11 protein-coding genes and 1 pseudogene are annotated in these 12,859 nt (G+C 47.4%); all 12 read right to left on the bottom strand.

All coding sequences use genetic code 11. The annotated features are described in order from the left end of the window. Positions 1 to 69 precede the first annotated feature (69 nt). The 12 genes and pseudogenes from ACFOLF_RS20830 to ACFOLF_RS20775 all read right to left on the bottom strand — a co-directional run bounded on the left by ACFOLF_RS20830 (position 70) and on the right by ACFOLF_RS20775 (position 12,524). On the bottom strand, positions 70 to 1,086 hold the full coding sequence (locus ACFOLF_RS20830) for an erythromycin esterase family protein (RefSeq protein WP_210046955.1): 1,017 nt from the start codon (positions 1,084 to 1,086) through the stop codon (positions 70 to 72). A gap of 347 nt (positions 1,087 to 1,433) precedes the next feature. Next, positions 1,434 to 1,652: an SDR family oxidoreductase gene (locus ACFOLF_RS20825; RefSeq protein ID WP_379114615.1), complete on the bottom strand. Its 219-nt coding sequence runs from the start codon at positions 1,650 to 1,652 to the stop codon at positions 1,434 to 1,436. Then, positions 1,650 to 1,867 (bottom strand): annotated as a pseudogene (locus ACFOLF_RS20820) (TetR/AcrR family transcriptional regulator); the annotation flags it as partial. The pseudogene ACFOLF_RS20820 and the gene ACFOLF_RS20825, both read right to left, overlap by 3 nt. 844 nt (positions 1,868 to 2,711) lie before the next feature. Then, positions 2,712 to 3,215 carry an SRPBCC family protein gene (locus tag ACFOLF_RS20815; RefSeq protein ID WP_210046958.1) on the bottom strand — a complete coding sequence of 168 codons (504 nt, stop codon included), beginning with the start codon at positions 3,213 to 3,215 and terminating at the stop codon, positions 2,712 to 2,714. A gap of 19 nt (positions 3,216 to 3,234) precedes the next feature. Further along, positions 3,235 to 3,558 carry an ArsR/SmtB family transcription factor gene (locus tag ACFOLF_RS20810; protein ID WP_210046959.1) on the bottom strand — a complete coding sequence of 108 codons (324 nt, stop codon included), beginning with the start codon at positions 3,556 to 3,558 and terminating at the stop codon, positions 3,235 to 3,237. Positions 3,559 to 3,585: 27 nt separating this feature from the next. Then, positions 3,586 to 3,921, bottom strand: coding sequence for a DUF1801 domain-containing protein (locus ACFOLF_RS20805; protein ID WP_210046960.1), 336 nt, complete (start codon positions 3,919 to 3,921; stop codon positions 3,586 to 3,588). A gap of 773 nt (positions 3,922 to 4,694) precedes the next feature. Further along, positions 4,695 to 6,023 carry a hypothetical protein gene (locus ACFOLF_RS20800; RefSeq protein ID WP_379219496.1) on the bottom strand — a complete coding sequence of 443 codons (1,329 nt, stop codon included), beginning with the start codon at positions 6,021 to 6,023 and terminating at the stop codon, positions 4,695 to 4,697. Positions 6,024 to 6,082: 59 nt separating this feature from the next. Beyond that, positions 6,083 to 6,328 (bottom strand): hypothetical protein, encoded by a 246-nt coding sequence (locus ACFOLF_RS20795; RefSeq protein WP_379219494.1) that lies wholly within the window; start codon positions 6,326 to 6,328, stop codon positions 6,083 to 6,085. A gap of 1,163 nt (positions 6,329 to 7,491) precedes the next feature. Further along, the gene (locus tag ACFOLF_RS20790; RefSeq protein WP_210046962.1) at positions 7,492 to 8,076 is read right to left on the bottom strand and encodes a hypothetical protein; all 585 of its coding nucleotides are present in this window, start codon (positions 8,074 to 8,076) and stop codon (positions 7,492 to 7,494) included. Positions 8,077 to 8,206: 130 nt separating this feature from the next. Then, on the bottom strand, positions 8,207 to 8,797 hold the full coding sequence (locus ACFOLF_RS20785; RefSeq protein ID WP_210046963.1) for a hypothetical protein: 591 nt from the start codon (positions 8,795 to 8,797) through the stop codon (positions 8,207 to 8,209). A 368-nt stretch (positions 8,798 to 9,165) separates the two neighbouring features. Further along, a complete protein-coding gene (locus ACFOLF_RS20780; RefSeq protein WP_210046964.1) occupies positions 9,166 to 10,119 on the bottom strand; it encodes a phosphotransferase enzyme family protein in 954 nt (317 codons plus the stop codon). A 395-nt stretch (positions 10,120 to 10,514) separates the two neighbouring features. After that, a complete protein-coding gene (locus ACFOLF_RS20775) occupies positions 10,515 to 12,524 on the bottom strand; it encodes an S-layer homology domain-containing protein (protein ID WP_210046965.1) in 2,010 nt (669 codons plus the stop codon). Between the last annotated feature and the right edge of the window lie 335 nt (positions 12,525 to 12,859).

The following is a 12,859-nucleotide window of genomic DNA, read 5'->3' as shown; positions in this document are numbered from 1 at the left end:
ATATCAGTGGTATCAGTCAGTATAAGCTACCTCCCCATTTTTAAATACTTTACCGTGCTGTCTGTTCATCTATGCAAGTGGACGGGCGGGTGTAATCTCCTGAGTATGAATGATGATATCGAACCAGTTGGCGAGTGACCCGTACATGTGGAATAAAGAGTCCTTCTCAGGATCGTAGTAGGGACCTATCACACGCGTCTTGGTTGGGGCGTTTAGCCAGTCCTGGACAGAGTCCGGCTGACCGGCGTGCAGATCCAGGAGGTACGTATCCAGACCCACCTCACCCAGGACTGCTTCTGCAAACTCTGAGGACGGGAACGGGATGGGATCCGCCCCCGAGCCATGATGGAATGTCAGACCGATGGATGCGTAACCCGATCCGAAGTGTCCTCGCAGATAGCTACCAGCGCTATGCCCCGTCGCAAGTAGGCTGCCGTTGGCTGTGTGTGCGATCCCTCCCCAATAAACAACCTTATCCCCTGTGTGTTCATGCCACCAGATGACGCTCTTCGCAATTCGCTGGTCGAGGTCGAGGTCGAGGCTGACGAGGCCCTGGTACTCATAGAATCCAACGATGAATCGGGCATGCTGGAGCGCGAGTGCGTGGCCAGCTTGGGTCGGAAGATCGGCTACTAGCTGGTAGGCCAGTTGGGCGTGGTCGATGAACAGCTGTTTGTCCCGCTGGCTGGAGTACCACTCGATATGCTCGTCTATTCCAACAGTGGGGCGAAGCACCGAAAAGTAGGTCTCGAGCTCGTCCAGCCGTTCTGGCATGGTACACCTTACGTAGTCAGCTACGGCGTCGTAGGCCTGCGTATGCCCAGCACCGAAGTACCCCCCGACAACTCGGATAGTATCGGTCGGGTGTTGTAGGTTGTAAAAGCGCATCCACCGAATGGCATCGAGAATCTCATTGGTCTGTAAAGGTCCCCAGGTAGCGGCAAGCAACGCTTGTGGGTCGCCCCTGCCCGTGCATAGGTACTCATCAAGATGGATGCCTATAGTCCAGTCCGTTTCCAGAACCAGCGAGCGGAAGCCCAGGTGTTCGACTAGGAATCTCAGGAATCGGTGTTTGATAAAATACATTTGGTGAGCGCTACGGGCGCCACGTGTCGACTCTCCAAAACCGACGACTGTAGCGCCACGTAGCATTTGGGCATGTGGCTCCAGATCGGTGAGCGGCGCCTGGGGATCAATTGTGGTGATAGGGTGGGCGTGACTCCTGATCCACTGGGTCACCGCTTCCCCAGCCGCGTCTGCGTTGGCTCGTACTTTCCCAATGGAGATCATCCTCTCAATTTTATCGTGCTATAAATGTGTGCTTTCGCTTCATGATATTATCCTTCATAGTAGTTAAGTTATACGGGTAAGAAATACGCAAGGGATCATTTTTTTGAAATCATTCACCAGAAATAAATAGGATCGGATAAAAGCTATTCCATCAACATGCCTCCATTAACTGGCGTGTAAGAACCTGTAACAAAACCGCTAGCTTCCCCAGCAAAGAATGAAATCACATTCCCGACATCCTCCGGTTGAGCGATCCGACCAAGCGGGGTCATGTTAACCAAAGCTTGTTTCATTTGCTTCGTCTCCGGTATGTGTGCTGATGCATCTGTTTCGGTCTTTCCGGGCGCAATGACGTTGGCCATCATTTTGCCCTTCTCGGACATAATCGTAAAATAATTCGTTAAGACTTCGATTAATTGTCGTCGGTGCTGCTGTGTTCTTTCTCGAAACCCGGGCATATTACCCTCTTCCTTGATGCTGATCAGAATCATTTTTTCGATTGCGATTCATAATTTCATGATAACCGGTCAAATGCAGTTTCGAGAAGATTCTGCTTGCTGCTGAAGTGGCGAAAAAGTTTGGGAGAATAAAAGGTAAAAAGATAAACCATTTGGTTTTTCTTCTATTCATGTTTTGACCACCAATTTATTTTTTATGGGAATTTTTGTTTACCCATGTAGGAATCCAAGCGATGGAAATTCCAGTGACGAGTGCATGAATCGTGTTAGCTACACCTGTGATTTGCGGTTCTATAGGATTTGCCCAATCATACCATGAAAGCAATAGTGCAGTCCCGATGGTGATCATACTGTAATAAATAACAGGTCTAGCGGTTTTTTGCCGTAATTTACTGTAAATAAGTGCACCAATTACATTTACAATAATGGACACAATGAGAATCGAAACAGGACTGCGCTACTGCCTCAGCTAGCCCTTCGCAGTGAACGATAGGCGGGCAACTCGGCACTTTGCGCGCTGCAGCCTCGATTTGATGGCTGCTTCCTTACGTCTCAATCGCAAAATCCTTTAATGTAGATTAATAATTTACAGTATTCGGCGATAGCGTAGCGAAGGGCTGCCGCGCGGCAGCCCTTCGCTACGCTATCGTGCCCAGTTTGTTTATTTAACCAAGTTCATAGTAAACGTGACTCTACTTGGTTCCCCATTATTTAAACTAAGTTCTTACTCCTCTATTTGTTATGTGTTTAATACCTTCGCTTATATCTAAAACTCTCAACTCTGGCATAACGAATTCAGGGACTATATGATAATTATCTAATTCATCCATATGGACCCACTTATTAATAAAACCATCTTCAATACCTGTAAACTCACTTTCCTGAAGATAAATTGAGAAGAGGCAAATGAAAAAGCCTCGGAGTAATTCCCCCGAGGCTTCCGTCTCACCAATTTGTATCTGCTTACTGTTGACTAGCCAGGTAATTGGCAAGTTGCTCGAACGTGCCTTCGAACCCTTGTGCAACCATCGGTGCCATCGCGTCGAATGCTTCCTGTTCCTCAGCAGAGGCATTGAGCGGTCCGCCCTGCAGCGTCAAAACCGTCATTCCCTCGCTTTCTTCGAGCGTTAGAATATTCAGAATCTCAAGCGGCCAGTTCGGATTGAACGGGGCGCGAACGGTGTTCCCCTCTTCATCGGAAAAGGATTGGACCCATACCAGTTTCTCCGGCGCCTGCACTTCCTGGTAAACGAACTTGCCCCACATGGCGTGCTGCCCATCTGGAGACTTCTGGCAGCCAAGGAACATACCGCCGGGACGGACGTCCATCTTTCCCACTTCAAGCGAGAAACCCTTGGGTCCCCACCAATTGCCAAAATGCGCCGGATCGGTCCACACCTTAAATACCAGTTCACGAGGGGCGTTAAACTCACGTTTTAATAAAAGTCCTTGTTGTTGGTTGTTCATTAGATTTCCTCCTTGGGATTTAGGGATGATTCGTTCTTTTCAAATGAATGAGATAATCGGATAGACGTTCAAAGCGTTCTTCCCACATGCCGCGAAATGATTCAAGCCAATCATCCATCTCTATTAAGGGTTCCGGGCGCAGTCGGTAGATTCGCCGGTTGGCGTCCACCCGTACTTCAACAAGACCTGCTTCGCTCAAGATTTTCAGATGTTTGGAGGCCTGAGGTTGCCGAAGTTGCAACCGATCCGCTATTTCCCCGACCGTAAGCGAACCTTCGCGCAACAGTTCGATGATCTGCAATCGGTTGGGTTCCGCGAGCGCGTTCAAGGTTGTCGTATTCATTGGCCCCTCCCGATGAGATGATTTCTGTTACAGTGTGCTGGAGGCTTGCTTCAGAAGCCCCGACAGCAAGGCAAGATCCGGAGTGTCGCCTTCACGCAATTTGATCCACTTCCGTTCGGCAGGCCCTTCAAATCCCTTCGGAAAGTCGATGCCGTTTGCATTCATGATCATGAACGCAATGGCGTCCTTTGAAGGCGAAATAACCGCTGCATACTGTCCGTTTTTCAGAAAATGAGGTTTCTTGTACTGAATGCGTTCCTCGGCTTCCGGAATCGTCTCATGAACCATGTCCCTCAGGGTCGAACTGAATCCACCCTGCCATTTCGGCAGATTTTCGATGTAGGCCGTAACTTCCTGATTCATTTTGTTTTTTCCTCCTATTGGATAGTTCATTGCTTATGGAGTAAATATACCACTTCCGGAATATTCCTGTCAAGGAATATATAAATTTTTCCTTATTTATGCTGATTCAACCTGAACTTCTCCCCCGCGTAGTGCCCGGACTTCTGAAAGGCTGCCGCGGCAGCCACTCCATTATCGTGTCCGTTGGCTTAGTAAATATTGGACTACGATTTTACAGGAACTTTTTTACCATATCTATGGGAATTAATTTCCAGTAACATCTAAAAAGAAGGTTCTCACTTTTATGCGAAAACCTTCTTTTTTATTAAAGATCAGCCTGTGGTTTTCCGGCGGCAAAAATATATTCAAGGGACCCTCCCGACAAATCTATATTGTTCCAAGCACATTCAAATGTTGCACCGGCTTTTACAGCAGTTCTAGCTCTGTTAGGATTTTAAAACAGGTAAAGTAGGATGCAGATCTTCAGTACCTTTCAGACATATCTTTCCCGGATAAACTCTGAGCTTTAACGGTCATTTTAGCAATTTTGGAGTTGCTGCTTGCTGCTGGAAGTTTTAGTTGTATAGACAAGGAACGAATTATCTTTGTGTCAATAGCAGTACCTTTAAGCGAATTATTGAAGTCGATTCCGCTTGTTTCAAGGTCAGAAATGGCGCTCTTTCACCACCCGCAAACACATGAATAAAAATATAAGAACTCCCCATGTCTGGAGAGTTCATTTTATGAGTAATGTATCAATATTTTACCAATTAAATTAAGGCAGCTAGCCACTTTCAAACATTCACGTTTCCTTGCAAATCAAATGCACCTAAGCTCATGCCCGGTGGAGAAGCATTACTATAGCCTACCGGAAATACCGGATCTACTGTGTCGGTCGGACTTCCGTACCCGTTGGGAAAGTTAAAAGTATTCGTGTATACTTTTATTTGATTTGCCGAAGGAATAAACGTTCCCCCTCCTGCAAAATATACAGCAAGTCTTGTTGGAAAGATATTCACAATGGAATTGTTTTGGATCAGAATATTATTCATTAGAGCGTAATTCACTCTAGCAAATAAAATAATGGAGCTACCCGAACGATCTTCATGATCTACGCTGTTGTTCTGAATAATTAAACTAGTCGGACCTTCAATAATACAGAAAAAGTTTACGAACTGAGTAAATCTGGTCATCGTGTTGCCTGTTACATTTATTATGCCTGATACCGTATATGAAGCTATATTAGGTTCAAATACGATAGCTCCTATACTGGTACTTCCTCCCCTAAACGTATTATTGAGGATATTCGTTGTCCCTCTTACCATTTGAAATCTCAACCCTTGGGTATTAACAGCATTATGAATGAATTCATTGTTATCCAATGTCATATTTTCCGCCCAAATATATCCACTACGTGTTGTCCCTTCGATTATACTATTCCGAATCGTTATATTATTGTATAGCTGCGCCAGCGTCCTGAGCGGGACTCTAAACACTGCGTTATCTCCTGTTACTGCCCTATTGCTTATAATATGCAAGCTGTCGATCATAACCTGATCAGCTTGGATGACGAGTCCATTCAGGTTCGTTGAGGGATCGAATACGATCTGTGGAGTGGAAGCTGCTAAAGTTCCGTTTAAAGATAATGACTTGGAAATGATGAGCTGAGTGGCTATGTTGTAAATACCCTCTAGGACATATACGGTACCACCTTGTGCCACAGCAGTGATTCCTTCCTCGATGGTTCCGAAAGGAGCTTCCAGGCTTCCATTACCCCCAAAGGAACCCGCTCTTACATAAATATTAAAAGGATCCGAAGTGATTTGAGCAACAGCATTCAAAGCCCGGTTCGTCACTTGTAAGGTCGTTATATTAACAGAAGCGGTCGCCATTATTTCAATTCGGTAATTGTGAATTCCGGGAGGAGGACTATCCAGCCATGTGATATTGGGAAAATAGGTATCACTCGTTGTGGTAGCAGTACTAAATTGTCTGACACGATTGATAGGTGCACTTGTAAGCAAGGTCGGTAAAGTACCTAATCGTCGTAAAATATAGGAAACATCAAGTGTATGGGCAGTAGAGTTTGAAGTGATGAAGAACAATCTGAATGTGGAATCCAATTTGATGCTCTCCCCTTCAACCGTCGATAAAGGCGGGAGCTCGAGAGAGACTACCGTATTTACTGGAAGGAGGGAGATTGTATCGTTCGCTTGTGCTGAGAATAAACTAGAGCCCACTCCAGACGGTCCTTGCTCTCCCTGCGACCCTTGAGGTCCAGCCGGCCCTGCTGGCCCTTGCTCTCCCTGAATCCCTGCTGGCCCTGCTTCTCCCTGAGTCCCTGCTGGCCCTGCTTCTCCCTGAATCCCTGCTGGTCCTGCTGGTCCTGCTGGTCCTGCCAGTCCATCTGCACCAATTGCTCCTGCAAGTCCTGCTAGTCCTTCAGGTCCAAGTGCTCCTGCAAGTCCTCCGGGTCCAAGTGCGCCAATTGCTCCTGCAAGTCCTGCTAGTCCTTCAGGTCCAAGTGCTCCTGCAAGTCCTTCGGGTCCAAGTGCGCCAATTGCTCCTGCAAGTCCTGCTAGTCCTTCAGGTCCAAGTGCTCCTGCGAGTCCTTGAGGCCCAGCTTCTGCAATTGCTCCCGCAAGTCCTCGAAGTAATTGCCGTCCTTTAGGCGGAGGACACTTTTTACAAACTATCTTTTTAATTACTCGAAGACGACGTTTCTTTTTTTTTCTTTTGGATGATACACAATTATGGTTTTCTTTTTACAACGTTTTTTTTTATCGGGACAACCCAATAACTACACCTCCCTATAAGATGGTTCAGTGTACGTGAGTTGTTTAATTTAGGTATGGACAAATAACTGGCTATTGGGCTAGACTAAAAACTATTTCTAGAAAAGATTAGGCGTTTGTAAACAATATTCAAGATGTCCGAGCTCGAGCATGCTGCTGATCCCACCAAGCAAGCGTCCGCGCAGCGAGCTGCTCTTTTTAGATCTTCACAAAGATAAAAGGTATCAATGATGAGATACTTCAACTCCCTTTTCTTTCGCTTATTGTTCCATATACAATCACTTCACAATTTGCGATAAATTTCATTAGAATTGCTATTCTACTTATTGGGACGTCTGATCCTATTGCTATTAGTGGCTAGGGCTTTCTAGTTATTCACCCACACCGATTCTTTTGGTTCCACATATGTTGTGAGAGTACACACCAATCGAATTGAGGGAGTGATAGCTATGCCCGGACTGCTACGCACAGTCAACGGAACGACCACCCTTTTTGCAACAGCAAGCATAAAATCCAAGCAAGAAGGCATCTTAAGCGCGAACATCGAATTGGTTTTAAACGCCAGTCGAGGTGTCTCCGACATCATCCTAAACATTACGCAGAATGCATGTAACTTAGTAACATTCAAAATACAATCTCTGAATCGCACAAGCAGCAGACTCACTGCTTCCTTTGGTAAACAAGTGAACGGCGTCTCCAGTGCCAACATCATTCTCCAAGATAAGAACAGCAATATCACTGCTAGAGGATTCATTAATAAGAAAGCAATCGTTCCCGTTAGACTTGAAAGCGGCTGTCAATGTGGTTGCTCTTGCACCCGTACAAAAAAAATAAGATTCAAAGACGGCACAACATTAAAGATCAGCATCGATAAATCGCTCCAACTTGCCCTTAAACGACTATTTACTAAACTTGAGCGTGTATTAAAAAAGCTAACTCCGCAGAGAGGCAAAGGCGCGACCGCTGATCCCGAATGCAATGCAAGATGTATTCGTATTGGAAACTCTTGCCGGGCTGCATGCGGCATCTTCGCTGTCTTATGCACTCCAATATGTTTGAGCGCGCAGGCGGTTTGCCTCATTAGCTGTTTGCCGACATAGCGGTTGAATATCACTCGTAGCCTATTTGGTTCGTTATAACGCCAAAAAGGCCAGCAATAGACCACTTGCTCATAAACTGTCATAAATAAGCTCCCATCGATAATAATTTTTTCATCTCTTACTTGTAGTGATAGGCTCTTATATTTTGCCTGCTCCACCAGAGTAATATGAAATAAGAGAGAAGTTCTATCCAAAGAAACCACTCCATTGGCAAGAGTGGCTTTGTCTTTATATGCTGATATAAATATTCTGGTCAAAATAAACTTTGTGCTTAGATACATTACGGTGACCCTTATCACAATAATGATAAATAGTCTTTCCACCACGCTCTACTGCCCGTTATCGTAGCGAAGGGCTGCGCGCGGCAGTCCTTCAGCATTGTACTATCGTATCCGTCGTAATAACTCTCCGCTAATTCAACACGATTCCGAACCCCACACTCAAAAGGACCACGGAGACCAGACCTAAGATAACTCCCAGTGCCAACGATTTAAGCGTAAACCAGCGGAATTGCCCCGGCTCTGTTTTATCGATTTTGTGAATGCGGTATAGGATGGCAGCGTTACCCAATAAGGTAAAGGTTAAAACTAGAATAGCCATAATCATCCAAAACCCGGACGCATCCCGAATTTGCATGGGATTGTCATTCCTTATGCGGGTAAAGGCCACTAATTGATTCCCTAGTAAGAACGTAAAGGCAAATAGTCTCACAATCCGCCCTTTTCGATCTTGCTTCTTGCCTAACTTTTCCCGTTCATATTCTGCAATTTCACGCATAAACCGGGGGCCGTGCATGAAGAGCAGATGCTTCGGAAAAAAGAGGCTCCAAAATTCAAAAAGCAACAAGGCCCCATACAAAAAAGCGCCTACAAGAAAAATGTCCGAAGGCGACGGCTCCAGAACAAGTAAGAGACCGCCGGATAATGGGATGAGGATGCAAACACATGCATTGATGAAAATGATTTGTTTCACGCGCAAGGATTTAAGTCTACTCGTGTCCATGGCTGGCACACTCCTATCCGGCCCATTTTACAGCACCGCCCCATTTTACCATATGAAGGATTTTGGGGGATAGGAGATTAGTCAGGACCTGATGGAGGGTCGCGAATTACTTCTCCCAAAAGTGTAACTTTGCCGCAACAACTTAGCCCCACTCGACCCTTCAGCACGTAACAACTCGCACCCACTCGCACCTTATTTACTGGTTGACAATAACTTTATCCCAATCCCGATTTGTCGCCTTGTTCGCCCGTAAATTTCCAAAAGAACCAATATGCATTAATTGGTGGCTATATTAAAAATCTTGTTGAGCAAATCTGCCCTCTTGCGTAACGCGGCTGCCGATCACTGACCGGCATGAATACTACGGTCTACCAAGCTGCTTCCTCCGCCAAGATACCTTGAAACAACTTGATGGCATCCGCCTTGGTTTCTTCCCCTAAATCATCCCTGATCCACACGTTTCGAGCACACTCAATTAGATCCTGAAGGACCCTTTCCAAGCGGTAGTAGGTGAGCGCCTTCTCATCAACCTCTACGGCTCCGTACCCCCGAAAAAATGCCTGGTCATGTGGATGACTGACAAAGATGAAATCACGCTCTTTGGGAGCGAACATCACCTCGTCCCAATCGATTACAAACACTTGCCCAGACTGATCTCGGATCAAATTGGCCGGATGCAGATCCGCGTGACATATTACATACGGGATTGTTCGCGATTGGAGCAACCCTGCCAGCTTTTCCAATGAGGTCAACTTCGTGTGTATCATCAACCTATGCTCTACCCAAGAAGCATGAAGTGTACGCTCCAATGTACTTCCGCCTTCAAAGAGTGCAAGTTGATCCTCAAAGGTTCGTATCCATCGAACATATTCCGTCGGATCAAAGGTCTCCTGCCGGAGCGACTTAAATCCTTCAGGAGGCAAAATGATCTGGTGAATCCGTTTAAAGATGGTCCCCAACTTATTCCACTGCTCGGCTGACATCCCTTTGAAGCTCGACTCCCCATTGATAAAGGGATAGATAACGACAGTCCAATCCTCTGAATGAGTCCACAGGGTACCGCTCCTGGTAGAAATGGGAGCCACGACACATGTAATCCCTTGTTCGTTGAGATATCGGGGAACCAGATATTGTGGTTCGTATAAAGGCCTGGACGTGACTTTGAGCAGATAGGCAGTTCCCTGCTCGCTAACCACATGATAAACTGCGGAGCTGTAATCAAGTCCCAGCGGAAGAAACTCAAGTGTGGCGGGAGTCAAATCATACTGCTCCTTTAGACAGGATCGAAGGTGTTCCTCTGAAATCCTCGGTGAATTACGCATAGCTCCATTCATCCCTTACTGTATAGTTAAATTTAAATATCTCATAGCACTTATATCATTAGTCTAAAAAACTCCATGATTGGCAAGTAAGCGGCAAATAGCCGCTCCGATCCCTGTTGTTCGAGGAAAATAAGGTTTTAGATTGCCGCTGTTTTATTCAACTTTATCCCATAAATATGGAATTATCCAGTTTAGGCAAATCAGGCATTCTCGGACGACTCCTTCGATTTGGTTGTTGTATACAACATAATTAGAGTTTCGGCGTTCGATCTGTCAAGACATTTTTAAATACCTGACGGAGGCGGGCTTTCTGCGCACAAAAAAGCCGCCTCTTTCGGCGGCTCTCCGGTCAATATGCAACTGTCATCTTGCGACGGCTGGTTAGAGATTAAGTACTAGGCTCTGATCCTGAGCATCCGGACAATAGCCGATGCAGCTTCCGCTCGGGTGGACAAAACCTGCGGCGCGAAATTGTTGTCCGCAATGCTCCCGGCAGCGATGATGCCGTTTTCTCCGGCCGTGGCTGCAGCGGCTTTCGCCCAATCCGGAATATCCGCATCGTCGGCGTAGCCGGTGTGCTGCGAAGGGCTCATTGGGAGTCCGGATCCGCGCATGACCATTGCAATCATCTCCGCGTGCGTAATGTTCGCGTTCGGCCGGAACGTGCCGTCCTCATAGCCGCTTATGATGCCGAGCTGCACCGCCTGAGCGACCGGTCGGGCTGCCCAGACTCCGATATCCTCCTTATCCGCAAAGAAAAGCGGCGAACCTTCCGCTGCCGGCATCAACCCATTCATAAGCATGACCGCAAATTCGGCACGGGTTACGCGGTTATCCGGCCGGAACGTGTCGTCCGGATACCCGTTCACGATTCCGAGCGCCGCCGCTTCGGCGATTTCCGTACTCGCCCAATGGCCCGAAATATCGATAAATCCCGGAACGACGACAGGTTCTTCCCCAGCCGGAGGCTTACTTTCCGGTCTTGCGGTTACCGTCACGATGCAGTCGAAGGTGAATCCTCCATCCTCCGTCTTGACGGTTATTTTGGCCGTGCCCGGTCCGATTCCCGTCACCTTCCCCGCTTGATCCACCGCAGCCACCGTATCGTCGCTGCTGCTCCATCGCACCCGCTTGTTTACGGCGTCTTCCGGGACGACGTTTGCCGTCAACGTCGCGCTGTCGCCCGCCTGCAGAGTCATAGTCCGCTCGCTTAGTCCTACGCTGCTTGCGGCGACGGTACCGAGCGCGAACAAAGAATCAAACGATGCCGTATAAACCGTGTTGTCGCTTCCGACAGTAGGATCGAACGCCCCGAAACCGTTCGCATTTTTTTCCCACTTTAATTTCCCCGAAGAATCCACCGCGTACAGCATCGAGTTGTCGGCTCCCGCATAAATCGTGCCGTCCGCGCCGATCGCCGGAGTCGTTCTGACTTTATTATTTCCGGTCCCCAACGCCCATTTGATCGTCCCGTCCGAATGGATGGCCATCAGCTGCTTGTAGTTGCCGGCATAAAGCGTGCCGTCCGTTCCGATGGCCGGAGAGCTGTACAGCTCGTAATTGTAGCTCCAATTTTTCGTACCGTTGGGACTGATGCTGTAAAGCATAGCTCCGTAAAAATTTTTAAACGAATTCACATAAATCGTTCCGTCGTCTCCGATTACAGGACCTTGATATATGGGCTGATTTGTTTGATAGCTCCATTTCTTCAAGCCATTCGGTTTGATCGCATAAAGATTGCCGTCGGTCGTTCCCGCATAAATCGTGCCGTCCGGCCCTACCGCGGGGGAGGCTACGGAGCCTCCCGTAACAAATTCCCATTTCTTCGTCCCATCCGGATTGACGGCATACAGCTTCGTATCATCGGATCCGCCTACAAAGACCGTCCCATCCGCCCCGATTGCCGGCGCGGAAAACGATCTTGAAAGTAGGGGAACAAGACCCGATCCTCCTCTTATGAATTCCCATTTCTTCGTCCCGGCGGGATCAATGGCGTACAATTTATGAATATTGTTTGCATTCACGTAGATAGTGCTGTCCGATTCGGAGACGGAGATGTCTTTCGGATAATCCTCCAGTTGAATCTCCCACTTTTGCGTTCCGTCCGGGCCGATCGCGTACAATTTATAGTCTTTCGTGCCCGCATAGATCGTTTTGTCCGGACCGATGACCGGAGAAGCGGTCAGGTTGCTGCCCATTTTCTTTTCCCATCTGACGATGCCCTGAGGATTGCCGTTTAACAAGGAAGGATACGGTTTAGTGATGGATTCGATCAAATTGGGTTCAGCCCGTTCAGACTTTACCTGGAGCTTCCCCTCCTCCGCCGCCGCAGCTGAGGGGAGCGATCCGGAAATCGATGCCGCAGCCGACAAGAAGAGCAGCCATCTTAACCGCTTGACCTTCATGCAGATTCATCCTTCCGTCATGTATTGAACAGCCGACCGTACAGACAACGACATCAAGCTTGGCGATTGTATTCGGACTAAATAAAAAATCCCCCTTTTGATTCATCCTAAAGGAGGGAGCGCTTCAAAAGCGTTTCAAGCCGTATAAATAATGATCGATCTCTTCCAGCATTTTCGGAGTGATCCTTTTGGAGCGCGTAACGGTCAGCTGAAATCAAAAGGCAGACCCTCAGAGGGTCTGCCTTCTCTCTGTTTCGATGACCAGTCCAATGTTTAACGACAAGAACATTTAACGTCGTTTCATCGTTGGCCTGGTTCATTCAACGAGTCCCCAT

Origin of the sequence: Paenibacillus sepulcri (assembly GCF_042647105.1) — a bacterium.
Classification (GTDB): domain Bacteria; phylum Bacillota; class Bacilli; order Paenibacillales; family Paenibacillaceae; genus Paenibacillus_Z; species Paenibacillus_Z sepulcri.
Note: the sequence above shows the minus strand (reverse complement) of the source record. Positions and strands in the feature narration are given on the sequence as shown.

Bases quoted from the DNA above. Each gene is read 5' to 3' on its own strand.
- ACFOLF_RS20830 (WP_210046955.1), bottom strand. From the start codon at position 1,086: ATGTATTTTATCAAACACCGATTCCTGAGATTCCTAGTCGAACACCTG.
- ACFOLF_RS20825 (WP_379114615.1), bottom strand. From the start codon at position 1,652: ATGGCCAACGTCATTGCGCCCGGAAAGACCGAAACAGATGCATCAGCA.
- ACFOLF_RS20815 (WP_210046958.1), bottom strand. From the start codon at position 3,215: ATGAACAACCAACAACAAGGACTTTTATTAAAACGTGAGTTTAACGCC.
- ACFOLF_RS20810 (WP_210046959.1), bottom strand. From the start codon at position 3,558: ATGAATACGACAACCTTGAACGCGCTCGCGGAACCCAACCGATTGCAG.
- ACFOLF_RS20805 (WP_210046960.1), bottom strand. From the start codon at position 3,921: ATGAATCAGGAAGTTACGGCCTACATCGAAAATCTGCCGAAATGGCAG.
- ACFOLF_RS20790 (WP_210046962.1), bottom strand. From the start codon at position 8,076: ATGTATCTAAGCACAAAGTTTATTTTGACCAGAATATTTATATCAGCA.
- ACFOLF_RS20785 (WP_210046963.1), bottom strand. From the start codon at position 8,797: ATGGACACGAGTAGACTTAAATCCTTGCGCGTGAAACAAATCATTTTC.
- ACFOLF_RS20780 (WP_210046964.1), bottom strand. From the start codon at position 10,119: ATGCGTAATTCACCGAGGATTTCAGAGGAACACCTTCGATCCTGTCTA.
- ACFOLF_RS20775 (WP_210046965.1), bottom strand. From the start codon at position 12,524: ATGAAGGTCAAGCGGTTAAGATGGCTGCTCTTCTTGTCGGCTGCGGCA.